The 22207-nt window shown below is 68.8% G+C and carries 25 protein-coding genes and 1 tRNA gene; 11 read left to right on the top strand and 15 right to left on the bottom strand.

The window, feature by feature from the left end:
- Window positions 1–43: 43 nt before the first annotated feature.
- The 9 genes from trpA to aroA form a co-directional block, all read right to left on the bottom strand.
- Window positions 44–877: a tryptophan synthase subunit alpha gene (gene trpA / locus GVN21_RS02120; protein WP_166573044.1), complete on the bottom strand. Its 834-nt coding sequence runs from the start codon at window positions 875–877 to the stop codon at window positions 44–46.
- On the bottom strand, window positions 874–2094 hold the full coding sequence (gene trpB, locus GVN21_RS02115; RefSeq protein ID WP_166573043.1) for a tryptophan synthase subunit beta: 1221 nt from the start codon (window positions 2092–2094) through the stop codon (window positions 874–876). Before trpB ends, trpA begins: the two co-directional genes overlap by 4 nt.
- A gap of 7 nt (window positions 2095–2101) precedes the next feature.
- Complete coding sequence (locus GVN21_RS02110) at window positions 2102–2755, bottom strand: phosphoribosylanthranilate isomerase (RefSeq protein ID WP_166573042.1); 654 nt, start codon at window positions 2753–2755, stop codon at window positions 2102–2104.
- The gene (locus tag GVN21_RS02105) at window positions 2755–3654 is read right to left on the bottom strand and encodes a hypothetical protein (protein WP_166573041.1); all 900 of its coding nucleotides are present in this window, start codon (window positions 3652–3654) and stop codon (window positions 2755–2757) included. The genes GVN21_RS02110 and GVN21_RS02105 overlap by 1 nt, the downstream gene beginning before the upstream one ends.
- A 1-nt stretch (window position 3655) precedes the next feature.
- Window positions 3656–4174: a large-conductance mechanosensitive channel protein MscL gene (gene mscL / locus GVN21_RS02100; RefSeq protein ID WP_166573040.1), complete on the bottom strand. Its 519-nt coding sequence runs from the start codon at window positions 4172–4174 to the stop codon at window positions 3656–3658.
- Between the two features lie 35 nt (window positions 4175–4209).
- A complete protein-coding gene (locus GVN21_RS02095; RefSeq protein ID WP_166573039.1) occupies window positions 4210–4491 on the bottom strand; it encodes an integration host factor subunit beta in 282 nt (93 codons plus the stop codon).
- Between the two features lie 226 nt (window positions 4492–4717).
- Complete coding sequence (gene rpsA / locus GVN21_RS02090) at window positions 4718–6430, bottom strand: 30S ribosomal protein S1 (protein WP_166573038.1); 1713 nt, start codon at window positions 6428–6430, stop codon at window positions 4718–4720.
- A 119-nt stretch (window positions 6431–6549) separates the two neighbouring features.
- On the bottom strand, window positions 6550–7188 hold the full coding sequence (gene cmk, locus GVN21_RS02085) for a (d)CMP kinase (RefSeq protein WP_166573037.1): 639 nt from the start codon (window positions 7186–7188) through the stop codon (window positions 6550–6552).
- Between the two features lie 198 nt (window positions 7189–7386).
- Complete coding sequence (aroA, locus tag GVN21_RS02080) at window positions 7387–8709, bottom strand: 3-phosphoshikimate 1-carboxyvinyltransferase (RefSeq protein WP_166573036.1); 1323 nt, start codon at window positions 8707–8709, stop codon at window positions 7387–7389.
- Window positions 8710–8830: 121 nt separating this feature from the next.
- Here aroA and GVN21_RS02075 point away from each other — a divergent pair, with 121 nt between their 5' ends.
- The gene (locus GVN21_RS02075) at window positions 8831–9322 is read left to right on the top strand and encodes a TIGR02300 family protein (protein ID WP_166573035.1); all 492 of its coding nucleotides are present in this window, start codon (window positions 8831–8833) and stop codon (window positions 9320–9322) included.
- 140 nt (window positions 9323–9462) lie between these two features.
- Window positions 9463–9538: transfer RNA gene (locus GVN21_RS02070), tRNA-Ala, on the top strand.
- A gap of 106 nt (window positions 9539–9644) precedes the next feature.
- Here the strand turns inward: GVN21_RS02070 and GVN21_RS02065 are convergent.
- Together GVN21_RS02065 and GVN21_RS02060 are read right to left on the bottom strand one after the other, a co-directional pair.
- Window positions 9645–11288 (bottom strand): MHYT domain-containing protein, encoded by a 1644-nt coding sequence (locus GVN21_RS02065; RefSeq protein WP_166573034.1) that lies wholly within the window; start codon window positions 11286–11288, stop codon window positions 9645–9647.
- 24 nt (window positions 11289–11312) lie between these two features.
- On the bottom strand, window positions 11313–11912 hold the full coding sequence (locus tag GVN21_RS02060; protein ID WP_166573033.1) for a tetratricopeptide repeat protein: 600 nt from the start codon (window positions 11910–11912) through the stop codon (window positions 11313–11315).
- 121 nt (window positions 11913–12033) lie between these two features.
- On the opposite strand from GVN21_RS02060, the gene GVN21_RS02055 reads away from it, so the two are divergent.
- The 3 genes from GVN21_RS02055 to GVN21_RS02045 all read left to right on the top strand — a co-directional run bounded on the left by GVN21_RS02055 (window position 12034) and on the right by GVN21_RS02045 (window position 13952).
- Window positions 12034–12459 (top strand): Hsp20 family protein, encoded by a 426-nt coding sequence (locus GVN21_RS02055; RefSeq protein WP_166573032.1) that lies wholly within the window; start codon window positions 12034–12036, stop codon window positions 12457–12459.
- A 48-nt stretch (window positions 12460–12507) separates the two neighbouring features.
- On the top strand, window positions 12508–12765 hold the full coding sequence (locus tag GVN21_RS02050; protein WP_166573058.1) for a DUF1150 family protein: 258 nt from the start codon (window positions 12508–12510) through the stop codon (window positions 12763–12765).
- Window positions 12766–13058: 293 nt separating this feature from the next.
- Entirely contained in the window at window positions 13059–13952 is an 894-nt protein-coding gene (locus tag GVN21_RS02045) for a M23 family metallopeptidase (protein WP_205689871.1), read from the top strand.
- A gap of 16 nt (window positions 13953–13968) precedes the next feature.
- Here the strand turns inward: GVN21_RS02045 and GVN21_RS02040 are convergent, their stop codons facing one another.
- Window positions 13969–14385 (bottom strand): HIT domain-containing protein, encoded by a 417-nt coding sequence (locus tag GVN21_RS02040; protein ID WP_166573031.1) that lies wholly within the window; start codon window positions 14383–14385, stop codon window positions 13969–13971.
- A gap of 163 nt (window positions 14386–14548) precedes the next feature.
- Window positions 14549–15598: a MaoC family dehydratase gene (locus GVN21_RS02035; RefSeq protein WP_166573030.1), complete on the bottom strand. Its 1050-nt coding sequence runs from the start codon at window positions 15596–15598 to the stop codon at window positions 14549–14551.
- Window positions 15599–15730: 132 nt separating this feature from the next.
- On the opposite strand from GVN21_RS02035, the gene mdh reads away from it, so the two are divergent.
- From mdh to GVN21_RS02010, 5 genes are all read left to right on the top strand, one after another.
- Window positions 15731–16693, top strand: coding sequence for a malate dehydrogenase (mdh, locus tag GVN21_RS02030; RefSeq protein WP_166573029.1), 963 nt, complete (start codon window positions 15731–15733; stop codon window positions 16691–16693).
- A 624-nt stretch (window positions 16694–17317) separates the two neighbouring features.
- Window positions 17318–17578: a hypothetical protein gene (locus GVN21_RS02025; protein ID WP_166573028.1), complete on the top strand. Its 261-nt coding sequence runs from the start codon at window positions 17318–17320 to the stop codon at window positions 17576–17578.
- 39 nt (window positions 17579–17617) lie between these two features.
- The gene (locus GVN21_RS02020; RefSeq protein WP_166573027.1) at window positions 17618–18259 is read left to right on the top strand and encodes a fumarylacetoacetate hydrolase family protein; all 642 of its coding nucleotides are present in this window, start codon (window positions 17618–17620) and stop codon (window positions 18257–18259) included.
- Window positions 18256–18900, top strand: a complete 645-nt coding sequence (maiA, locus tag GVN21_RS02015; RefSeq protein WP_166573057.1) for a maleylacetoacetate isomerase — start codon at window positions 18256–18258, stop codon at window positions 18898–18900. The genes GVN21_RS02020 and maiA overlap by 4 nt, the downstream gene beginning before the upstream one ends.
- A gap of 1 nt (window position 18901) precedes the next feature.
- Window positions 18902–19525, top strand: coding sequence for a carbonic anhydrase (locus GVN21_RS02010; protein ID WP_166573026.1), 624 nt, complete (start codon window positions 18902–18904; stop codon window positions 19523–19525).
- Window positions 19526–19528: 3 nt separating this feature from the next.
- Here the strand turns inward: GVN21_RS02010 and GVN21_RS02005 are convergent, their stop codons facing one another.
- Together GVN21_RS02005 and GVN21_RS02000 are read right to left on the bottom strand one after the other, a co-directional pair.
- Window positions 19529–20809 (bottom strand): ABC transporter permease, encoded by a 1281-nt coding sequence (locus GVN21_RS02005; RefSeq protein ID WP_166573025.1) that lies wholly within the window; start codon window positions 20807–20809, stop codon window positions 19529–19531.
- Window positions 20806–21741, bottom strand: a complete 936-nt coding sequence (locus GVN21_RS02000; RefSeq protein ID WP_166573024.1) for an ABC transporter ATP-binding protein — start codon at window positions 21739–21741, stop codon at window positions 20806–20808. The genes GVN21_RS02005 and GVN21_RS02000 overlap by 4 nt, the downstream gene beginning before the upstream one ends.
- Before the next feature lie 126 nt (window positions 21742–21867).
- On the opposite strand from GVN21_RS02000, the gene GVN21_RS01995 reads away from it, so the two are divergent.
- Window positions 21868–22197, top strand: coding sequence for a hypothetical protein (locus GVN21_RS01995; protein ID WP_166573023.1), 330 nt, complete (start codon window positions 21868–21870; stop codon window positions 22195–22197).
- The last annotated feature ends 10 nt before the right edge of the window (window positions 22198–22207 follow it).

Raw genomic sequence — 22207 nt, 5'->3', positions numbered from 1 at the left:
CTTGTCGCCCTTGGATTCTGCCATAGCCATCGTCTTTAAAGCCTCAAGCCTGACCGACTCTCGCCGAACGCACAGCTTTCGCCAATGCCGCGGCTTTGGAAAGAACGCTCTCGGTCACGTTTTCGTTCGTTTTGCCTTCCAGGGCGTCCTGGACCGCGTCGACGAAGGCGGAGCCGACGACCACGCCGTCGGCCACTTTCGCCACGGCCGCTGCCTGTTCCGGCGTGCGGATGCCAAAGCCCACGGCGACCGGCAGGCCCGACGCCGCCTTGACCCGCGCCACCGCCGGAGCCACGGCCGAGGCGTCGGCTGACTTCACCCCGGTCACCCCGGCGACGGAGACGTAGTAGACGAAGCCGCTGGTGCGCTTGACCACGGTCTCCAGGCGTTTGTCGTCGGTGGTCGGGGCGGTCAGGCGGATCAGGCTGATGCCGTTGGCCTCAAGGGCGTCGGTCAGCTCGTCGGCCTCTTCCGGCGGGCAGTCGACGCAGATCAGGCCATCGACCCCGGCGTCGGCGGCTCGGGCGGCGAACTTCTCATAGCCGGCGCTGAACAGCGGATTGAGGTAGCCCATCAGCACGATGGGGGTGTCCCTGTCGGTCTTGCGGAAGGCGGCGACCAGTTCGAGCGTCCGGTTCAGAGTCATCCCGGCCTTCAGCGCCCGCAGGGCGGCGCGCTGGATCGGCGGGCCCTCGGCCATCGGGTCGGAGAAGGCGAAGCCCAGCTCGATGATGTCCACCCCGGCGCCCGGCAGGCCGCTGACGATCTCCAGCGAACGGTCGAAATCGGGATCGCCGCCCATGACGTAGGCAACGAAGGCGGCGCGGCCCTCCGCAGCCACGGCCGCGAACCGCTTGTCGATACGGGTATTGCTCAAATCGTCCGCCCCAGGGCTTCGGCGACGGTGAAGATGTCCTTGTCGCCGCGGCCGCACAGATTCATCACGATCACGCCGTCCTTGCCCAGTTCCTTGGCCAAGTCCGCGACGCGGGCCAGGGCGTGGGCCGGTTCCAGGGCCGGGATGATCCCCTCCTGCTCGGCGCAGAGCTGGAAGGCGGCCAGGGCCTCCTTGTCGGTGGCGCTGAGGTATTCGGCGCGGCCGGTCTCGTGCAGGAAGCTGTGCTCGGGGCCGATGCCGGGATAGTCGAGGCCGGCGCTGATCGAGTGGGCGTCGATGATCTGGCCGTCGTCATCCTGCAGCAAGTAGGTCTTGTTGCCGTGCAGGACGCCGGGGCGGCCGCCGGTGAGGCTGGCGGCATGGGCGCCGGTTTCGATGCCGTGGCCGGCGGCCTCGACGCCGATCAGGCGCACGCCCTCATCGGCCAGGAAGGGATGGAACAGGCCGATGGCGTTCGATCCGCCGCCGATGCAGGCGACGACCGCGTCGGGCAGGCGGCCTTCCATCTCTAGGATCTGGGCGCGGGCCTCGATGCCGATGATCGACTGGAAGTCGCGGACCATGGCCGGATAGGGGTGGGGGCCGGCGGCGGTGCCGATCAGGTAGTAGGTGTCCTCGACATTGGTCACCCAGTCGCGCATCGCCTCGTTCATGGCGTCCTTGAGGGTGCCGGTGCCGGAGGTGACGGGGCGCACTTCCGCGCCCAGCAGGTTCATGCGGAAGACGTTGGGCTTCTGCCGCTCCACATCGGTGGCGCCCATGTAGACCACGCAGGGCAGGCCGAAGCGGGCGCAGACGGTGGCCGTGGCCACGCCGTGTTGGCCGGCGCCGGTCTCGGCGATGATCCGGGTCTTGCCCATGCGGCGGGCCAGCAGGATCTGGCCCAGCGCATTGTTGATCTTGTGGCTGCCGGTGTGATTGAGCTCGTCGCGCTTGAAGTAGATCTTCGCCCCGCCGAAATGGTCGGTCAGCCGCTCGGCGAAATACATCGGGCTGGGCCGGCCGGTGTAGTGGCGGTGGAAGCGGGCCAGCTCGGCCTGGTACCCCGGGTCGGCCTTGGCGGCGGCGTAGGCCTCGCCGAGATCGAGGACCAGCGGCATCAGGGTCTCGGCCACATAGAGGCCGCCGAACTCGCCGAACTTGCCGCGCGCGTCGGGAAGGGAGTTCCAGTCGTTGGGCTTTGCGGGGGCGTTCACTGACGGCTCACAGGCTGCGCACGGCGTCCAGGAAGGCCGTGATCAAGGCGCTGTCCTTTATCCCCCGGCCCCGCTCCACGCCAGAGGAAACGTCCGCGATCGGGGCGTTTGACTGGCCCAAAGCCTCCTTGACGTTCCAGGGATCGAGGCCGCCGGCCAGGAAGTGCGGCCGGGCGTATCGCTTGCCGGCCAGAAGCGTCCAGTCGAACCTCGCGCCCATGCCGCCGGGCAGGTCGCTGCCCGTCGGCGGTCGGGCGTCGAACATCAGATGATCGGCCAGCCCATCCCACTTTTCGGCCTGGGCGATGTCGGAGGCATCGGAGACGGACAGCACCTTGATGATGCCCACCCCGGTGCGGGTCCGGATGGCCTGGGCGCGGGCCTGGGTTTCCTCGCCATGCAGCTGGATGAAGTCCGGTCGCAGGTTGGAGACGATGTCATCGACCAGGGCGTCGGACGGGTCGACCGTCACCGCCACGATGGCCGGCGGTCGGCGCGGGCCGTCGCGGCGCGCCTGGGCCGCCAGCCGGCCTGCCGCCTGCGGCGTCACGTAGCGCGGGCTCCTCTCAAAGAAGTTCAGCCCGAGCCAGGCCGCGCCACCAGCCACGGCGGCCTCGACGGTCTCGGGCGTGGACAGCCCGCAGATCTTGACGTCGGCCATCAGCCGCAGCCCGGCGGGTCGCCCTGGCGGGTGATCTTCAGTTCCCGGCGGGTGGTCGCCGGCCCGACCGTGTGGATCGAGACCTCGGACAGCCGCAGCACCCAGCCATCGTGGATCGACAGGGTGGCCGTAGTCTTCAGGTCTTCCGACTGAGGCTCCGGCGCGCCCGTGACGGTGCTAACCGTGCCCCGGCTGTAGGTCGCCTCGCATCGGCCGGCGGCCAGGTTATCCAGGCCTAGATAGGCCTTCTTGGTCACCGTCACCCCGGGGGCCGGGGTGTAGATCTGGTCCGGGATCACCGTCCGCTCGATGGTAATGGCCGGGATCTGCATGCCGGCCATCACCCCCAGGTCGCCGGCGAACAGGGCGGCGAGCCCCTCGGGCCGTTTCTCCAGCCGCGCGAACTGGTCTTCCATCCCCTTGCGCAGGGCGGAGTCGCCCGGGGCGGTCTGTTCCAGGTTGCGGAAGAAATGGGCCTTGGCCGCCTCGCCGTTGACCATCTCACGCGGGGTGACGCTCGGATAGGCCTTGAACTCCACCGGCACCCCGACCATCGCCCGAAGCACCTTGTCGATGCCCGGTTGGCGCGGATCGTCGATGGTCGCCTCGCGCAGGGTGTAGCGCAGGACCAGGAAGTCGGGGCCGCCGCCGATGATCTCGACGTCGAACATCTGGCGATTGGTCTGGCGGCCGTCGAAATCTCCGCCGGTCATGGTCGAGACCGTCTCGCTGACGAACCGGTAGCGGTCGCCCTGACGGAATGGCCGCTGCTGGGTCTCGACGATCCCGCCCTTGGGGTTCTTCAGCTCCACTGACGGGGCCGGCTGACCAGACGCAGGCGTCGCAGCCAGCAGGGCAGCTGTCAGCAGCCCGGCGAGGACCGGTCCAAATCGCCTCATGTCAGGTCTTCTTCGTCGCCGGGGGCTTCTTCGCCGCCGGCTTGCGGACCACGGCTTTGGCGGGCGCCGCCTCGGCCTTGACCGGAACCACCTTCGGCGCCGGCGCAGCGGCCTTCTGGGCGGCCAGCAGGTCGCGAATCTCGGTCAGCAGGGCCTCGCTGGGCGTCGGGGCCGGGGGCGCCGACGGAGCGGGGGCCTCGGCTTCCTTGCGCCGGGCGGCGTTGACCAGCTTGACCAGCAGGAACACCGCGAAGGCCACGATCATGAACTGGATGATGGTGTTGATGAAGGCGCCATAGGCGATGGCCACCTCGGCGGTGTCGCCGACCTTGGGGGCCAGGACCAGCTTCAGGTCGGAGAAGTCCACCTTGCCGAGGATCAACCCGATCGGCGGCATGATGATGCCATCGACCAGCACCGTTACGATCTTGCCGAAGGCCGCGCCGATGATCACCCCGACCGCGAGGTCGATGACATTGCCGCGTGAGATGAACTGACGAAATTCGCTGACGACACTCATTGGCCGAGCTCCGCTTGTGGTTTGGCGGTCGGAGCTTAGTCGGCGTTCAGCCGGGCCCGCAGTTCCTTGCCGCTCTTGAAGAAGGGCACATGTTTGGCCCGCACGTCCACCGTCTCGCCGGTGCGCGGGTTGCGGCCCGAGCGGGCCGGGCGCGAACGCACCGAGAAGGCGCCGAAGCCGCGCAGCTCGACGCGGCCGCCCTCTTCCAGCGCCACGATCATCTTTTCGAGAATCACGCCGACGACACGCTCGACGTCCTTCTGGGTCAGGTGGGGATTTTCGGCCGCCAGGCTGGCGATCAACTCGGACTTGATCATTCTCTATCCCCGGGGAACCCCGCCTTTCGGCGCCGCGACCTTTGCCCAACTCGCCTTGAGTCTTCAAGGGGTTGCATGAGGTTTGCGCCCGAACTGCGGGCCCGGCGCCCGCAAATTCAGCGCCGGTGTTTGCTTTTGCGCGACACCGGTTCCCACCCGCCACATACGAAAACGGCGGCCGGGTCACCCCGGCCGCCGCCTCGTCTCGTCAGTGGCTCAGAAGGACTTAGTCGTTCTTGGCCTTCTCGCGCAGGGCCGCGCCGAGGATGTCGCCCAGCGAGGCGCCCGAGTCCGAAGACCCGTACTGCTCGATGGCTTCCTTCTCGTCGGCCATTTCCAGGGCCTTGATCGACACGGACACCCGGCGGGCGGCCTTGTCGACGGTGGTCACCTGGGCGTCCACGCGGTCGCCGACGGCGAAGCGTTCCGGACGCTGCTCCTGACGGTCGCGCGACAGGTCCGACTTACGGATGAAGGCGGTCATCGGGGCGTCGTCTTCACCGAACTTCACCTCGATGCCGCCCGAGGTGACCTCGGTGACGGTGCAGGTGACGGTCTGGCCACGGCGGAAGGTGTCGCCGGCCAGCGGGTCGCCGGCCAGTTGCTTGACGCCCAGGCTGATGCGTTCCTTCTCGACGTCGACGTCGAGGACGCGCGCCTTCACGACATCGCCCTTCTTGTACTTGGCCAGGGCTTCTTCGCCCGAGACGGCCCAGTCCAGGTCCGACAGGTGGACCATGCCGTCGATTTCGCCGTCCAGGCCGATGAACAGGCCGAACTCGGTGGCGTTCTTGACTTCGCCTTCGACGTTCGAACCGATCGGGTGATCGGCCAGGAACTTCTCCCACGGGTTGGCCGCGGCCTGCTTGAGGCCCAGGCTGACCCGGCGCTTGGAGCTGTCGACGTCCAGCACGATGACGTCCACTTCTTGGCTGGTGGAGACGATCTTGCCGGGGTGGACGTTCTTCTTGGTCCAGGACATTTCCGAGACGTGCACCAGGCCTTCAACGCCGGCTTCCAGCTCAACAAACGCGCCGTAGTCGGTGATGTTGGTGATGCGGCCGGTGAACTTGGCGCCGACCGGGTATTTGGCTTCGACGCCGTCCCACGGGTCCGACTGCAGCTGCTTCATGCCGAGGCTGATGCGCTGGGTGTCGGGGTTGATCTTGACGATCTGCACTTTCACCGTGTCGCCCACGGCCAGCACCTGGCTCGGGTGGTTGACGCGCTTCCAGCTCATGTCGGTGACGTGCAGCAGGCCGTCGATGCCGCCCAGGTCCACGAAGGCGCCGTAGTCGGTGATGTTCTTGACCACGCCTTCGCGGATTTCGCCCTCTTGCAGCTGGCTGACCAGCTCGGTGCGCTGTTCGGCGCGGGCTTCTTCCAGGATGGCGCGACGCGAAACGACGATGTTGCCGCGCGGACGGTCCATCTTCAGGATGGCGAAGGGCTGTTCCTTGCCCATCAGCGGACCGACGTCGCGGACCGGACGGATGTCCACCTGCGAACCCGGCAGGAAGGCGCTGGCGCCGCCCAGGTCGACGGTGAAGCCGCCCTTGACGCGGCCGACGATGGCGCCGTTGACCGGCTCGTTGCGGGCGAAGACTTCTTCCAGACGGGTCCAGGCTTCTTCGCGCTTGGCCTTCTCGCGGCTGATGACAGCCTGGCCCAGCGCGTTCTCGATGCGCTCGAGGAAGACTTCGACAGTGTCGCCGACCTTGACGGTGGGCTTGCCGGCTTCGTCGACGCCGAATTCCTTAACGTCGATCCGGCCTTCGGTCTTCAGACCGATGTCGATGATCGCGACGTCCTTTTCGACCCCGACCACCAGGCCCTTGATCACGGTGCCTTCAGCGAAGTCGCTGGCGCCGCCGAGGCTTTCGTCGAGGAGGGCCGCGAAATCGTCGCGGGTCGGGTTGAAGTTCATATCATCAGCCATGTGGCTACTTACGTCTCTGTTGGGGAACGAGGACGCGCGAGTGCGGAGTCCGGGCGTTCGGTTGATTTTCAGCTGTTTGGTTGGCCCGCTTGCCGCGCGGTTGGATTAGCCCTGCCCGGTTAGGGGCGTGAGGCGCGCGCGGCTTCGACAATGCGGCGGGCCGCATCGAAGGCGCGGTCTATATCCATTTGCGTGGTGTCGAGCAAGACCGCGTCGGGCGCGATGACCATCGGGCTGTCGCTGCGGCCGCTGTCGCGTTCGTCGCGGATGCGAATGTCAGCGAGGATATCCTCGAAGCTCACCGCCTCGCCCTGGCCGGTCAGCTGCTTCCAACGCCGGGTGGCGCGGACCTCCGGCGTGGCGGTGACGAACAGCTTGGCGGGGGCCTGAGGCGCAATGACGGTGCCGATGTCGCGGCCGTCGATCACCGCGCCTGGCTCCTGGGCCGCGAAGGTGCGCTGGAAGTCGCGCAGGGCCTCGCGGACGGGGGTGTAGGCCGCCACCCGGCTGGCTGCTTCGCCGGCGGCGCGGGTGCGGACCTCGGGGTTTTCCAGACTGGCCGGATCAAGGGTGCGGGCCACGCGGGTGGCGTGCTCGGCATCCCCCAGATCGCCCCCCTCGGCCAGCACCCGCATGCCGACGGCGCGGTAGAGCAGGCCGGAGTCTAGGACGGGGTAGCCGTAGAGGGCCGCCAGCTTGGTGGCGATGGTGCCCTTGCCCGAGGCCGCGGGGCCGTCGACCGCGATCACGAAGCCCATCCTACACCCCACGCGACATTGAAGGGGCGTCGCCGCCGGAGCGAACCATCTTGACCCTCTCCCGCGAGGTAGAGGGAGGGACCCGCCGCGCAGCGGTGGGAGGGAGAGGATTTACGCTGCCAGCACCGTAAACCCTCCCCCTACCCCCTCCCTCAGGGAGGGGCGCGCTATTATCCGCTGATGCAAGAGAGGCGGGATTCATCCGATCTCCCCTCCCAGGCCCTGCATCAGCTCCACAAAGCCCGGGAAACTGGTGGCGATCATGCCGGGCTCGTCCACGGTCACGCTGCCCTGCGCCGCCAAGCCCAGCACCAGGTGGCTCATGGCGATACGGTGATCGCCGTGGGTGGTGACGCGCGTTTCGCCGCGCACCGGATGGTTGCCACCGGCCGTGCCGACCACGGTGAAGCCCTCCGGCTCCTCCTCGACGCCCACGCCGCAGGCGGACAGACCGGCCGCCATCAAGGCGATCCGGTCGCTTTCCTTGACCCGCATCTCGCCGATGCCGCGCATCACCGTCGAGCCCGAGGCGAAGGCGGCGGCGACCGCCAGGATGGGGTACTCGTCGATCATCGCCGGGGCCCGCTCCGGCGGGACCACGACACCTTTGAGGGGGGAGTAGCGGGCGGTGATGTCGCCGACCTCCTCCCCGCCGGCGTCGCGGCGGTTGGCGATGGTCAGGTCGGCGCCCATCTCGATCAGGGTGTCGAACAGGCCGGTGCGCAGGGGGTTGAGCATCACCCCCTCGACCGTCACCGTCGAGCTGGGGGTGATCAGGGCCGCCACCAGCGGGAAGGCCGCCGAGGAGGGATCGCCCGGCACGGCCACGTGACAGCCGGTCAGCGACTGGCCGCCTTGCAGCCGGATGGTGCGGCCTTCGCTGGCGTCGGTGACGTCCACGCTCGCCCCGAAGGCGCGCAGCATGCGTTCGGTGTGATCGCGGGTGGCTTCCGGCTCGGCCACCACCGTCTCGCCCGAGGCATTGAGACCGGCCAGCAGCACCGCCGACTTAACCTGGGCCGAGGCCATCGGGAGGACGTAGCGGACGCCCTTCAACCCCCCGCCGCTGAGGGTCAGAGGCAGCCGGCCGCCCTCGCGGCTGAGCCATGTCGCGCCCATCAGGCCCAGGGGGGTAAGCACCCGGCCCATCGGCCGCTTCTTCAGCGAGGCGTCGCCGGTGAAGGTGGCTTTGAGATCGAACCCGGCGGCCGCCCCCATGATCAGCCGCACCCCGGTGCCCGCGTTGCCGCAGTCGACGATGTCGCCCGGCTCCACGAACCGCCCCTGGCCCTCGATGGTCCAGGCGCCCGGGCCGGTGCGGGTGACGCTGGCGCCGAAGGCCCGCATGGCCGCGGCGGTCGCCAGGACGTCGTCCCCTTCCAGCAGACCCTCGACCGTGGTCACGCCGTTGGCGAGCGCGCCGAGGATCAGCGAACGGTGGGAAATCGACTTGTCGCCGGGGACGCGGATCGTTCCGGTCAGGGCCGCGCCGGGGCGGGCCGAAAGGTCGGCGGTCGACATGCCGGGGCGACAGGCTCCGATTGGCGGGGTCGTTTGGGGGAAAGCCTTTTGACAGCGCCCCTGGCGCGTGGCAAGGGAGCCGCCGCTTTTCCACACCCTTCTCATAGAGAGGCCGCCCGCCTTGGCCAGCCCAGAACTTGGCGTCAAGCAGCTCTGCCCGAACTGCTCGGCGAAATTCTACGATCTCAACCGCCGCCCGGCGACCTGCCCCAAATGCGGGGAATCCTTCGACCCCGAAGAGGCCGTCCGTAACCGCCGCGTCCGCGCCCGCGCCGCCCCGGCCGACTACGAGACCGACGACGAGAAGGACGAAGACGCCGTCGACACCAAGAAGAAGGTCGCGACCGAGGATGAGGACGGCTTCGAAGAAGAACCGGACCTGACCCCGGAAATCGACGACGAAGCCGCCGCCGAGCCTATCGAGACGGACGACGAGGAAGGCGACGCCGCCCCCGCCGCTCCGGCCGACGACCTGGGCGTCGACTTCGCCGAAGACGAGGACCTGGCCGAAGACGAAGCCGACGACGTGCCGTTCCTTGAGGACGAGGACGAAGACGACTTCCCCGACGACGAGATCGACGGTCTGCCCGGCGAGGGCGACGAGGACGTCTGATGACTGCCGGCGCGCCGGGGCGGGGTGATCCCCGCTTCGGCGAGGCGGTAAAAAAACCGGCGGGGAGGCTTGATCGGCGAAAGCCGACGGACTAATACCCCGCCCTCGCTTCCGGCCCGCCGGACGCGATCCCGAACTTCGGGGCTATAGCTCAGCTGGTAGAGCGCTTGAATGGCATTCAAGAGGTCAGCGGTTCGACTCCGCTTAGCTCCACCATAAGGCCCGCATCCGACGAGGATGCGGGCCTTTCCATTTGTGGCCTCGGCGAAAGGCGGCCTCGGCCGCCGGACCAGCGGCGCAGGCGCTTGAAGCGGGTCGTCGGCTAAGCCGTCTCGAACCGCAGCCGCGCCGTCAGCCCCTCCGGCGCATAGCTCATCTCCACCGCCCCCTTCATCCCGCTCTCCAGGCTCATCCGGATCAGCCGCGAGCCGAAGCCCGTGCGGGCGGGCGGCGAGACCGGCGGGCCGCCCCGTTCGGTCCAGGTCATGGCGACGGTCCCATCTTCCGTCCTCGCCCAGTCCACCGTCACCACTCCCTCGGCGCGGCTGAGCGCCCCGTATTTTGCGGCGTTGGTGGCCAGTTCGTGGAACACCATGCCCAGCGCCAGGGCGTCCTGGGCGTTCAGCTGCACCTCCGGCCCGGACAGCGCCACCTGGTTCGGGGCGTAGGGGGCGAATTCCTGGTTCAGCAGGTCGCGCATGGCGGCCCCGTCCCAGCCTTGGGCGGTCAGGACGTTGTGGGTCTTGGACAGGGCGATCAGCCGGGCCTCGAAGCGGGCGCGGAAGTCGGGGATGTCCTGGCTCTGTCGGGCGGTGGCGGCGGCGATCGACTGGATGGTGGCCAGGGTGTTCTTCACCCGATGGTTCAGCTCGTTCATCAACAGCTGTTGGCGGCGGACCCCGGCGTTCAGCTCGGCGATGGCCCCGTGACGGTCGGTGACGTCGAGGATCACCCCGGCCAGCTTGAGCGGCCGTCCGGTGCGGCTGCGGAACATCCGGCCGCGCACCTGTAGCCAGCGGCCGTCGATGAGGCCGTACTCGACATCATAGTCGCTTTCACCGTTGAGCGCGGCCTCCAGCGCCTTACGCCGCTCTTCGCGCGCCTCCGGCGACAGCCGGCCTTCGACGTCGGCCTGGGTCACCGGCGCGTCGGGGGGCAGGCCAAGCAGGGTCTTGGCGCCGGGCGAGGCGATCAGCTGCCGCCCCGGCAGGGTCAGTTCCCAATAGCCGGCCCCGCCCGCGTCCAGGGCGGCCAGGACGCTGGCGCGCTGGTCGTGCAGGGCCGCCCCCAGGGCCAGGATCAGGATGAAGAAGGTTCCCGCCGCCACCGCCAAGGCCAGCACCACCGGCGGCGCGCCGGGCGCCTGGGCCTCGGACCCCGGCAGCGGGGTCAGCCTGAGCGCCATCATGGCGATGTAGTGCATGCCGACGATGGCCAGCCCGAGCGCCGTGGCCGCCCCGGCTCGCCACAGGGGGGAGCGGTCCAGGCTGGCCGCCACCAGGGCCGCCGTGGCCGCCCCGATGGCCACCAGGAAGGAGACCCCGACCAGGACCGGGTCGTAGCCGAATGCCGCCGACGTCCGCACCGCCGCCATGCCGACATAGTGCATGACGCAGATCGACATCCCCATGCTGGCCCCGGCGACCACCACGCGCGCCGGCCCGCCGTCGCCGCCGGCCGCGACCAGGAAGGCCACCCCGGTTCCGCCCACGGCCAGCACCAGCGACAGGGCGGTCAACGCCAGGTCGTAGCTGACCGCCGACCCCGGATCGAACCCCAGCATGGCGATGAAATGCATCGACCAGACGCTGGACCCCATCGCCAGGGCGGCAATGATCAGCCAGGTCAGCCGGGCGCTGCCTGAATGACTGCGCACCCGCCGAAACAGGTCCAGCGCCGTCCACGAGCCGAACACCGCCACCAGGACGGCGAGCACGGCGAAGATGGACAGGTGGTCGTGGTGCACGCCGGGTAGGCCTCGTCGGGGGTCTCAGCGCGGGTCGCCGAACGCCCGCTTCCACTCGACCTTGATCGCCTCGACCTTCTGCCGCTCTTCGGACGTCAGCGCGGGCAGCCGCTGCATGATCAGGCCGGCGTTCCGGTCGCCGCCGTCCCGCGCCATCTCGATATAGGCATAGCCGCGAAACGGATCCTGAGCGCCGCCCTCGCCGGTCAGCAGCATCGTGCCCAGGCCCCGCAGGGCGTGGGCCGACGGCTGTTCGGAGGCCTTGCGGTACCATTCGCGGGCGGCGACATCGTCCTCGGCGACGCCCTCGCCGGTGGCCAGCATCACCGCGGCGCTGATCTGGCCGTTGACGAAGCCGCCTTCGGCCGACCGCTTGACCCAGATCCAGGCCGCCTGCTGGTCACGGTCCACGCCGTCGCCGTTCAGCAGGTACATGCCGTAGTACCATTGGGCGACGGGATCGCCGTCCTCGGCCAGGTCGCCCATGTCGCGGGCGGCGCGGACCGGGTCGGTGTCGTGGCGCTTCAGGGTCGCCTCAACCTCGGGCTTGACCGGCTGGGCCGCCGCCGCCGCCCCCATGCTCAGGGCCAGCATCGCCAGCACTGCAATCGCCACCTTGCGCATAGCCCAACTCCGTCTTGCGAACTGCCCCCACAATCGCCACCTAATGGCACAGCCGCAAGGGGTGGCGCCGATCTCGGGCCAGGCTTTGCGGGAGTCGCTTGAAAGGACTCGAGGCAAAGATATGACGACCCGCGCCCTGCTGTTCGACAGCCCCTTCCTGCTCGGTTTCGATCACACCCGTGGTCTGATCGAACGGGCCCAGAGGGCGGCGACCGAAGGCTATCCCCCCTACAACGTCGAGGCCCGCGAAGACGGCGGCCTGCGCATCACCCTGGCGGTGGCCGGCTTCTCGCCGGACCAGCTGGAGGTGACCGTTGAGGGCGAGCAGCTGACGGTGGCCGGCAAGCGCGGCGGCGAGCCCGAGGGCCAGGATCGCGCCTTCCTGCATCGCGGCATCGCCGCGCGCGGGTTCGTGCGGGCCTTCGTCCTGGCCGACGGCATGGTGGTCGAGGGGGCGACCCTCGAACACGGCCTTCTGCACGTCGACCTGTCCCGGCCCCGGCCCGAGCGGATCGTCCAGCGTATTCCCATCCGGACTGGCGGCTGAACTTTTAGCGCCCGTCCTGCGTTCGCTTATCGAAGGAGGTGGTCAATGATGACGCCCGTGAGACTGACCAACGAAGCTTTCGCCGCCCTGGGCGGACCGAGCCTGGTCTATGTGCGCCCCGTGTCGGGCGCAGAGATCATCGCCTCGTCCCCGGCCGCCGCCCTGGCCCATGTGGAGCTCGACCCCGAACAGACTCTCTATGCCGTGCACCGCGCGGACGGTGAGCGGCTGGCCGTGATGAGCGACTACGACACCGCCGTGGCCGCCGCCCTGGCCCACGAACTGGCCCCGGTTTCGGTGCACTGAACCCCTGCCCCTTGAGGCCCGCGGGCAATGCGCCGCGGGCCGAAAGGTTGCCTTCCCGACATCAACCTCGTAAGACGCCGCCCTCTTATCGCCCGATTGGCGAGGCTAATGCCCGTCTCCGGTTCTGAGTAAGCGTCAAAGTCCGCGTCCCCGGTCGTCCAACCTCGGCGATCGAACTCCCCCCGGCGCGGCCCCTACGAGGTTGACTAGTGCAAAACAGCTTTCCGGCCCTCAAGGGCCCATACGGCGCGGCCGTTCCCGTGATCGTTGGCGTCGTTGGCGGCGCCTTCGCGATGAGCGCCGCTTTCGCCATGACGGCGACCGGCCGTCCGGACCGCCCTGTCGCGATCGCCGCCCCGTCCAAGACCCAGACCGCCACCGCCGTGGCCGCCCACCTGGCGCCCGCCTCGCAGGACCCGGCCCTGAAGATGCTGGCGTTCAACATGCCGGTGCCCGGTTTCGCCATCAACTCGCCGTTCGGCATGCGCCGCATGCCCTGGGAAGAGGGTGGCCGGCTGCACGAGGGCGTCGATATCGCCGCCCCGGCGGGCGCCAAGGTGGCCGCCACCCTGCCCGGCACGGTGACGCGGACGGGCCTCAGCTTCTCCTACGGCCGCTATGTGGAGGTGCAGCACGAGGGTGGCCTGGTGTCCTTCTACGCCCACCTTGGTGGCTGGCCAAAAGGCATCAAGGCCGGGTCGATGGTCACCGCCGGCCAGCACATCGGCTTCGTCGGCAACTCGGGCCGCTCGACCGGCTCGCACCTGCATTTCGAGATCCGCCGCCACGACAAGCCGCTGAACCCGGCCATGTTCATCGGCCGCACCTTCGCCTCCGCCGACCAGCTGCCGCTCAAGGACGCGGCCAAGGTAGGCCGGACCCGGGTGGCCGTGGTCGCCAACTGGCCCGCCTCGGTGAAGCCCACCGCCAAGCCCGCCGCCGGGGTCACGGTCACGCCCGCCGCCGACGGCCGCGTCCGCGCCGTCATCCAGCCGGCCGGCCCCATCGAGATCGTCGCCCGCGACCCGGTCAAGGCCGCCGAAGCCCGCGCCAGGCTCCGCGCCATGCAGGAGGCCGGCGGGCCCGAACTGATGGTCAAGGAAGTCAACAAGCCGAAGGCGGCGGCGCCCGCGAAGGCCGCGGATGACGAGGACGGCCCGGTCCGCACGGCTACCCCGGCGGCTTAAAGCCGGGCGCCGCTATCTATAGCCCCAGCTGAATCCGGGCGAGCAGCACCCGCTCCGCCGCGCGATCGCCATGGGGTTGCCCGGCGCTGTGGCCCCAGACCGGACCCGGCCAGGCCGGATCGCCCGGTCGGCGACCGACCACATGCACATGCAGCTGCGGAGTGACGTTGCCGAGCGCCCCGATGTTCAGCTTGGCCACCTCGAAGCCGAGCACGGCCCCCAGGGCGTGAACCGCCCGGCCGGCCATCACCGTCTCCTCGACGAGCCGGACGCGGTCGGCCGGGGAGAGGTCCTCGATCTCGACCAGCTCCGGGCCGCGCGGGATCAGCACCAGCCAGGGATAACGGGCATCGTCCTGCAGGCGGACATGGCAGAGGGGCAGGTCGCCGACCAGGTGGCTTGTGGGGCCGAACGCCTCGTGAAGCTGAAACACCGTCCAAACCCCCAATCCCCGTCATCCTCGGGCTTGTCCCGAGGACCCATGCATCCGCCGCACAGACTTTAGGGGGCGTCGCGCCGCCCGGCCAACCTTCGCCTGTCCTGCGGGCTGAACGATGGGTCCTCGGGACAAGCCCGAGGATGACGGAGGAAGTGGTTCAGGAGCGCGCCGGAACCGCCGCCCAGTAGTCGAAATCGAGGATCACCTCGGGCGGATAGGCGCCGGTGTCGTCCTTGTACGGCAGGTCCGTACAGGGCCGGTCCTTGGTCGCCACAAGCCGCAGCCGCAGCGCGCCGATGCCCGGCTCCAGCAGCGCCTTGTCGAGCACCTGGCTCCAGGCGAACACCGTGCCGCCAGCGAAATAGGGGTTCACGTGGCGGCCGCCGTTGATGCCCATGATCAGGCCGGCGTTCTGCAGCCCGTTGAAGCTGAGCGCCTTGGCGGTGGAGATCACCACCCCGCCGTAGACCAGCCGCCGGCCCGACGGGTCCTTGGCCCTCTCATATTGGTTGAAGTGGACTTTGGCGGTGTTCTGGTAGAGGCGCGTGGCCTGCTGGTGCTCGGCCTCCTCGATGGCCATGCCGTCGACATGGTCGATCTTTTCGCCCACCGCATAGTCCTCGAAGGCGTGCGGGGCGCCGGCTAGGGCGAAGTCGTACCGGCTGAAGTCCAGGGTCTTCGGAATGAGCAGGTCGGAGGCGGCGACGGCCGACTTCAGGTCAGGGACCTTCTGCTCGGGGATCTCGGCGGCGTCGTCCCGCTTGCGGACCATCACCCAGCGCACGTAGCTCAGCACCGGCTCGCCGTGCTGGTTCTCGCCGGTGGTGCGGACGTAGACGACCCCGGTCTTCTTGTTGGAGTTTTCCTTCAGCCCGATGACCTCGCTGGTCGCGATCAGGGTGTCACCGGGAAACACCGGCCTGAGGAACAGGCCCTCGGCGTAGCCCAGGTTGGCCACGGCGTTGAGGCTGATGTCCGGCACCGTCTTGCCGAAGACGATGTGGAAGGCGATCAGCGGATCGACCGGCGCGCCGCCAAGGCCGCAGGACCGCGCGAACTCGTCGGAGCTGAACAGGGCAAAGCGCGGGCCGTGCAGGGCGGTGTAGAGGGCGACGTCGCCGACCGTCACCGTGCGCGGGGTGGCGTGGCGGATCACCTGACCGAGGCGGAAGTCCTCGAAGTAGTTGCCCGGATCGGTCTTGGACATGGCTTGGCTCCCCGCGTTCGGCTGATCATCGTAATGCCGCGCCCTTCGCATCTGCGAAAGGGGGCTTGAGGGCCGGGGGCTGCGGGTCTAGACCGCGCCCGACCCTTTTTTCACAGCACGAGAGACGCATCCATGGCCCGAGCCAAGATCGCCCTTATCGGCGCCGGCATGATCGGCGGCACCCTGGCCCACATCGCCGCGCGCGAAGAGCTGGGCGACGTCATCCTGTTCGACATCGCCGAGGGCACGCCGCAGGGCAAGGCTCTGGACATCGCCGAGGCCTCCTCGGTGTTCGGCAAGGACGTCTCGCTGAAGGGCGCCAGCGACTATGCTGACATCGCCGGCGCCGACGTCTGCATCGTCACCGCCGGTGTGCCGCGCAAGCCGGGCATGAGCCGCGATGACTTGCTGGGCATCAACCTGAAGGTCATGAAGGCCGTCGGCGAGGGCATCAAGGCCCATGCCCCCAACGCCTTCGTCATCTGCATCACCAACCCGCTGGACGCCATGGTCTGGGCCTTGCGCGAGTTCAGCGGCCTGCCGCACGAGAAGGTGGTCGGCATGGCCGGCGTTCTCGACAGCGCCCGCTTCGCCTACTTCCTGGCCGAGAAGACCGGCGTCTCGGTCGAGGACATCCACGCCTGGACCCTCGGCGGTCACGGGGACGACATGGTGCCGATGGTGCGCCACTCCACGGTCGGCGGCCTGCCGCTGCCGGACCTGGTCGCCCAGGGCTGGATGACCCAGGAAGAGCTCGACGGCATCGTCAAGCGCACCCGCGGCGGCGGCGGCGAGATCGTCGCCCTCTTGAAGACCGGCAGCGCCTTCTACGCCCCGGCCGAGAGCGCCATCGCCATGGCCACCAGCTATCTGAAGGACAAGAAGCGCGTCCTGCCCTGCGCCGCCTACCTGAATGGCCAGTACGGGCTGAACGACCTCTACGTCGGGGTGCCGGTGGTGATCGGCGCCGGTGGCGTCGAGAAGATCATCGAATTCTCCACCAACGACGAGGAGAAGGCGATGTTCAAGAAGTCGGTCGAGTCCGTGCAGGGCCTGATCGAAGCCTGCAAGGGCATCGAGACCTCGTTGGCCTGAGCTGACTGGTCGATTTGAGCGTTTTCAGCGACCCTCCTTCCGGAAACGGAGGGAGGGTCGCTTTGCATCTGGGGATCACTCGGCCTTAGCGCTGGCGCTCCTTATGCTGACGCAAGGGGACGCGGCGCTAACGCCCAGTACACGGTCCGCACCTACACTCTGACTGCAGGATAGGGCGTCGTGATTCCAAACAGCTTTTCTCGACGAGCGGCACTGATTGGCCTGGCGTCAGCAGGCCTGTCTGGGTGTATGCCGCCGACGTACAAGGCCCGTTGCCGCCTGACGGTTACCGCCAATGTCGATGGCCGCCAGGTCACCGCCTCTGCGGTGCGGGAACAGGTCACTTCCGACCAACCAGGGTGGCTGCCGACCGCTGGCGGGGTCGGCTCACGGGTCCGGGGGGAAGGCGTAATCCTGATGCTTGGCGGCGATCGTGTCCTGGTGGCCGGCCTTCGGGGCTTTCATGATGGCCACCCCAGCTACGATGCTTGGTCTTCGTTGAGCGCGCTGGCAGGGCCGTCTGACAGCGCGAACAAATGGGTAGATGGCCAGAACCCCGCCTACGCCCACATAGCAGGGCGACGGTCTCTTGGGCCGATTGACGTTCCGGCCCCGCGTCAGCCCATGTTCATCGAATTCCCGGATCGGCGGCAGTCGACCGGGATCGTTCGCGACCCCGAAGTTCTCGCGAGTGCCGGCGTCGACGGCATCATGGTTCTCAAGGTGACGATCGAGCTTACCCGGGACCGGATTTACACCGGCAGGCCGGAGAAGGCCTTTCCTTGGCTTGTGCGCAGCCTGGAGGAAGTAAGGGCCGGATCGGGCCCCTTGAGGGAAGTCACGGACTACTACCCTTCGGACATCTTGCTGAGACGAAAAAGGTAGGGGTGGCGCGCGAGACCCCGCGGCGCTAACTCAAGCGCCATGCCCGACCACGCCTTTCCCCTCCGCCCCACGCCCACGGTTCCGGTCGATGGGGACAAGCCGTTTCCCGTGCGCCGCATCCTCTGTGTCGGCCGCAACTACGCCGCCCATCGGGCCGAGATGGGCGGGGACGATCGCGATCCGCCCTTCTTCTTCGCCAAGCCGGCCGACGCCATCGTGCCGCCGGGACAGAACGTCGCCTATCCGTCGGCCACGGCCAACCTGCACCATGAGATCGAGCTGGTGGTGGCCATCGGGCCGGACGGCATCTTCGGCTACGCGGTCGGCGTCGACCTGACCCGGCGGGACCTGCAATCGGCGGCCAAGGACAAGGGCCAGCCCTGGGACGCGGCCAAGGGCTTCGACCAGTCGGCCCCGATCAGCGCCATCAGCAAGCTGGACAGCCTGGGTGACGCGGCCATCAGCCTGTCGGTCAACGGTGAAGTGCGCCAGAAGGCCCGCATCGGCGACATGCTCTGGTCGGTCCCGGAGATCGTCGAGCAGGCGGGCCTGCTCTGGAGCCTGCAGCCGGGTGACCTGATCTTCACCGGCACGCCCGAAGGGGTCGGCCCGTTGCAGAAGGGCGACCTGGTCGAAGGGTCGGTCGAGGGGATCGGCTCGCTCAGCTTCGAGATCGTCTGATGCTGAAGCTCTACAGCGCCTGGCGGGCCTCGGCGCCCTACCGGGTCCGTATTGCCCTGAACCTCAAAGGCCTACCGTTCGAGATAGTCCCCATCGACCTGTTGGCCAATGAACAGGGCGGCGAAGACTACCGCGCCCACAATCCCCAGGCCCTGGTTCCGACCCTGGATGTCGGCGGCGCCGAACTGACCCAGTCGATGGCCATCCTCGAATGGCTGGAGGAGACCCATCCCGAGCCGGCCCTGCTGCCCGGCGACGCCCTGGCGCGGGCCCGCGTGCGGGCCATGTGCGGCGTCATCGCCTGCGACATCCATCCGGTGAACAACCTGCGCATCCTAAAAGCCCTGACCGCCCTCGGCGCCGACCAGGCGGCGCGGGACGACTGGGCGCGGCGCTGGATCGGCGACGGCTTCACCGCCCTTGAAGCGATGATCGCCCGCCATGGCGGCGACTTTGCCTTTGGCGAAACGCCAACCCTGGCCGACTGCCTGCTGGTCCCCCAGGTCTACAACGCCGCCCGCTTCGGCGTGGACCTGGCGCCCTTCCCCCGTCTCTCCGCCGTGGCGATGCGGGCCCGCGCCCATCCGGCCTTCGAGGCCGCCCACCCCAACCACCATCCCGACGCCAAGGAGATCATCTGACGTGCTGGATCACCTCAAGGCCAACAACCGCGCCTGGTCGGAACGCAAGACCCAGGTCGACCCGGATTTCTTCACCCGCCTGGAGAACCAGCAGGCCCCGCAATACCTGTGGATCGGCTGCTCCGACTCCCGCGTGCCGGCCAACGAGATCGTCGGCCTGGATCCGGGCGAGCTGTTCGTCCACCGCAACGTCGCCAACCTGGCCCCGCCCCAGGACGCCAACTACCTCAGCGTGCTGCAGTATTCGGTCGATGTGCTGAAGGTGCGGCACATCATGGTGGTCGGCCATTACGGCTGTGGCGGGGTGGCGGCGGCGGTCGACGGCCAGCGGCGCGGGCTGATCGACCACTGGCTGCACCCGATCCGCGAGGTGCATGCCCATCACCGCGGCGAGCTGGAGGCCATCGAGAACGACCGGGCGCGCTGGGACCGGCTGGTCGAACTGAATGTCATCCGCCAGGTGAAGAACGTGGCCAGCGACATCTTCGTGCAGGACGCCTGGGCGCGCGGCCAGGCGCTGTCGGTGCACGGCTGGGTCTATTCGCTCAGCAACGGCATCGCCAACGACCTCAACGTCACCGTCCGCAAGATCGACGACGTTCCCGAGGTGCTGGGCGACTTCTGACCGCTACTCCCCGCCTCGCAGCTTCGCCACCAGCCCCTTGAAGTCGACCTTGCCGGTCGAGAGCGCCCCGGCGCGGAACGCCCGGCCGGCGATCCACACCACCAGGGCCACGGTCGCCAGCATCAGAACGCCCGTGCCCGCCACCTGCCATATCGGCGGGTTGGAGGCGGCGCGGGCGGTCATCATGAAGGGGGTGAAGGGCGGCACCCAGGAAAGGATGTCGAGGGCCGGGGTGTCTGGCCGGCGCAGGGCCTGGCTGAGGAAGATCACCGGGATGGTCAGCAGGATCATGATCGGCCCCAGCAGGGTCTGGGCCTCCCGCGTGGTCTCGCAGAAGCTGCCGATGGCGGTGAAGATGCTGGCGTACATCAGGTAGCCGCAGATCAGGTAGAAGGCGAAGTAGAAGACCAGCCCGCCGCTGAACAACACCTGGCCGATGCCGGCCGCCTGGGCCGGGGCGAAGACGTTGAGCAGCACCGTGCTTACCGTGCCCCAGACGCCCAGCACGGTGAAGGTCACCCCCGCCACGCCCAGAATCTTGCCGAACAGGATTTCCGGCACCGTGGCCGAGGACAGCAGCACTTCCAGCACCTTGGACGACTTCTCCTCGATCACCCCGTTCAGCAGGATGCCGGCTCCGGTGAAGATCACGCTCCACAGCAGCATGGCCGCCGCAAAGCCGATCAGCCCGGGTAGCCGGGTGAGCAGCGAAGCCTTGCCGGCGGTCTTGGGCGAATAGTCGGTGACCGTCGGCTGGAGCGCCTGGGTGGCGGTCACGAGACTCGGGTCGACTCCGGCCGCGACCAGCTTTTCCCGCTGCATGCGCGTGGCGATCGTCGTGCGGACGGTCTCACTGGCGCCCAGCAGGGGGCTGTCGGTCCACACGTCGAGGGCCACCCGTTCGCCGGCCCCATGGATGACCAGGGCGCCCGCCAGACGGCGCTTGCCCTCCAGCCTGGCCTCGCCGCTAAGCCAGGGCTTCAGCGCCGCCCCGATGGCGGCGGGGTCGCGCGGCAAGGCGACCGGGGAGGGGACGATCTCATTGCGAAGCCGGCCGAGGCTGTTGCGGGTCTCCACCGCCTCGCTGACCGCGGGCAGATAGCCCTGGTCCGGGGTCAGATCGACCACCACCAGGGCCGGCGGCGGGGCGCTGGCCTCCATCCAGCCGCTGGCGGCCATCACCAGGCCCATGCCCAGTGGCAGGGCCAGCATCGACAGCCAGAAGCCGACGGTGCGGACATAGGCGACATACTCGCGAACGGCGATGCGCAGCAGGCGTCTCATGCGGCGGCCTCCTCATCGAGAGACTCGCCGGTCAAGACGATGAAGGCGTCGTGCAGGCTGGGCTCGCGCAGTTCGAACCGCTGGATGTCCAGCCCCTGGGCGAAGGCGGCCTTGAGCGCCTCCTGGCCCGAAGCGCCGGGCTTGAGCGCGCAACTGTGCCGCACATGGCCGCTGTCGAGCGGCTGGCTGGTCACTTCGGCCACGCCTGGCAGGGCGCCGGCGTCCGCGGCCTCGAGCGAGCCCTCCAGGACCAGGGCGCGGGGCGCGCGGGCCTTGGCCTCGCTGACCGTGCCGTCGAAGGCCTTGCGGCCCTTGGCCAGCAGGACGACGTGTTCGCAGAGCCGCTCGGCGTGCTGCATGACGTGGGTGGAGAACACCACCGTCGCCCCGCGCTCGGCCAGCCCCCGGATCATCGCCTCCAGCGCCTGCTGGTTGACGGGGTCGAGGCCACTGAACGGCTCGTCGAGGATGACCAGCTCCGGCTCATGGGCGATGGCCGCGATCAGCTGCACCTTCTGGGCCATCCCCTTGGACAGCTGGCGGATCTGCCGGTTCTGGGCCTCGCCCAGCCCCTGCTGCTCGAGCATCGCCCGCGCCCGCTTGCGCGCCTCGCCGGCGGGAAGCCCCTTCAAGCCGGCCAGAAAGACGATGGCCTCCACCGGCGTCATCCGCCGATACAGCCCGCGCTCCTCGGGCAGGAAGCCGATCCGGTCCCGCACGCTGCGCCCATCCGGAGCCCCCAGCACGCTGAGCCGCCCGGAGGTCGGCTCGCTCAGCCCCAGGACCATCCGCAGGGTCGAGGTCTTCCCCGCCCCGTTCGGTCCCAGGAACCCCAGGATCCGCCCCTGGCGGGCGGAGAAGGACAGGTCGTCGACGGCGGTGAAGGCGCCATAGCGCTTGGTCACCCGCTCGAGCTCTAACGCGGCTTGCATGCGGTCTCCCGTACAGCGGTAGAGGATGGGCGGGGTAGGGTTAAGTTAGTCTGCAGGGGATGTCGTCAAGGCCCTGGCCCACGCTGAGGGTGGCCTCGCCGGGCGCGGCGGGCTAATTCCCTCCCCATGGCAAAGACCAAGCAAGGCCCGGAGTTCGAGATCGAGGTCGATGGTGACCCCTACATCTGGCGGCTCCAGCGACGGCCCCAGTGGTCGAGCGACGCCAACGCGTTTCGCGGGATGGCGATCGCCGTGCGCCACAGCGAGGGCCAGCGCGAGGCGGTCGTGGAGTTCCCGGCGGGGCCTCAACCCCGCTATGGCGCGCCTCAGCTGAAGCCCGAGCAGATCGATCCGGCGCTGGTGGCCAGGGCCATCGCCTCGGCCCTGGCGGTCGGCTGGGAACCGCATTCGCGGGGCAAGACCGTGGCCATCGTCGTGGACGAGACGGGTGCTTAAGGCGCCGATG

Origin of the sequence: Caulobacter sp. SLTY (assembly GCF_009905535.1) — a bacterium.
In the GTDB taxonomy this organism is placed as follows: domain Bacteria; phylum Pseudomonadota; class Alphaproteobacteria; order Caulobacterales; family Caulobacteraceae; genus Caulobacter.
Note: the sequence above shows the minus strand (reverse complement) of the source record. Positions and strands in the feature narration are given on the sequence as shown.

Bases quoted from the DNA above. Each gene is read 5' to 3' on its own strand.
- GVN21_RS02020 (WP_166573027.1), top strand. From the start codon at position 17,618: ATGCCCGACCACGCCTTTCCCCTCCGCCCCACGCCCACGGTTCCGGTC.
- GVN21_RS02025 (WP_166573028.1), top strand. From the start codon at position 17,318: ATGTTCATCGAATTCCCGGATCGGCGGCAGTCGACCGGGATCGTTCGC.
- GVN21_RS02000 (WP_166573024.1), bottom strand. From the start codon at position 21,741: ATGCAAGCCGCGTTAGAGCTCGAGCGGGTGACCAAGCGCTATGGCGCC.
- mscL (WP_166573040.1), bottom strand. From the start codon at position 4,174: ATGAGTGTCGTCAGCGAATTTCGTCAGTTCATCTCACGCGGCAATGTC.
- aroA (WP_166573036.1), bottom strand. From the start codon at position 8,709: ATGTCGACCGCCGACCTTTCGGCCCGCCCCGGCGCGGCCCTGACCGGA.
- GVN21_RS01995 (WP_166573023.1), top strand. From the start codon at position 21,868: ATGGCAAAGACCAAGCAAGGCCCGGAGTTCGAGATCGAGGTCGATGGT.
- GVN21_RS02095 (WP_166573039.1), bottom strand. From the start codon at position 4,491: ATGATCAAGTCCGAGTTGATCGCCAGCCTGGCGGCCGAAAATCCCCAC.
- GVN21_RS02045 (WP_205689871.1), top strand. From the start codon at position 13,059: ATGAGCGCCGCTTTCGCCATGACGGCGACCGGCCGTCCGGACCGCCCT.
- GVN21_RS02060 (WP_166573033.1), bottom strand. From the start codon at position 11,912: ATGCGCAAGGTGGCGATTGCAGTGCTGGCGATGCTGGCCCTGAGCATG.
- GVN21_RS02035 (WP_166573030.1), bottom strand. From the start codon at position 15,598: ATGTCCAAGACCGATCCGGGCAACTACTTCGAGGACTTCCGCCTCGGT.
- GVN21_RS02005 (WP_166573025.1), bottom strand. From the start codon at position 20,809: ATGAGACGCCTGCTGCGCATCGCCGTTCGCGAGTATGTCGCCTATGTC.
- GVN21_RS02050 (WP_166573058.1), top strand. From the start codon at position 12,508: ATGACGCCCGTGAGACTGACCAACGAAGCTTTCGCCGCCCTGGGCGGA.
- rpsA (WP_166573038.1), bottom strand. From the start codon at position 6,430: ATGGCTGATGATATGAACTTCAACCCGACCCGCGACGATTTCGCGGCC.
- mdh (WP_166573029.1), top strand. From the start codon at position 15,731: ATGGCCCGAGCCAAGATCGCCCTTATCGGCGCCGGCATGATCGGCGGC.
- GVN21_RS02105 (WP_166573041.1), bottom strand. From the start codon at position 3,654: ATGAGGCGATTTGGACCGGTCCTCGCCGGGCTGCTGACAGCTGCCCTG.
- GVN21_RS02110 (WP_166573042.1), bottom strand. From the start codon at position 2,755: ATGGCCGACGTCAAGATCTGCGGGCTGTCCACGCCCGAGACCGTCGAG.
- GVN21_RS02055 (WP_166573032.1), top strand. From the start codon at position 12,034: ATGACGACCCGCGCCCTGCTGTTCGACAGCCCCTTCCTGCTCGGTTTC.
- cmk (WP_166573037.1), bottom strand. From the start codon at position 7,188: ATGGGCTTCGTGATCGCGGTCGACGGCCCCGCGGCCTCGGGCAAGGGC.